The 487-nt window shown below is 62.0% G+C and carries 1 pseudogene; it reads right to left on the reverse strand.

Annotation, left to right across the window (positions count from 1 at the left end):
• Positions 1-232: pseudogene (locus DVK07_RS21370) on the reverse strand (hypothetical protein); the annotation flags it as partial.
• Between the last annotated feature and the right edge of the window lie 255 nt (positions 233-487).

The raw sequence follows: 487 nt of genomic DNA on the forward strand, positions 1-487 counted from the left end.
TCTCGTCGTCGCCGACCCACTCCCAGTTGTCGGTATCGGTGTCCGACTCGCTTGCCCAACCGCCTGCGTCGGCATCGTTACCGGGCGATTCGCTCTCGTGGCCCGCAGCGGGGTCGTCCTCCGATCGCACGCCGAACTCGTCGGAGAACTCGGAGGCGATGTCGCTGAATCTGCCAGCACGATCGGATCCGTTTCCGGAGCTATCTTCGTCGGGCTCGTCGGCTCCGGTCATCGCCGGCGGAGCGTCTGAGTGCGAAGCTCGTCGCCCGTCGCCGATGCCTGTCGGCGGTCGCTCTCAGGCTCGGTTCGCTGTCGAGACGGACAAGAGGGCTGCGGCCGTCGGTCGGACCGAGTCGGCACGGGGAGGCGGCCGTAGCGTTCTGACATCCTGATACTATTTATCGTACTAGTAGTTTCATATTATAAAACTATCGTAAGCGAACGGACTCGGGGTCGAATACGCGAGTTTTCTGCGAAAACAGACGCT

Source organism: Halorubrum sp. Atlit-26R (assembly GCF_003666015.1).
Lineage (GTDB): Archaea > Halobacteriota > Halobacteria > Halobacteriales > Haloferacaceae > Halorubrum.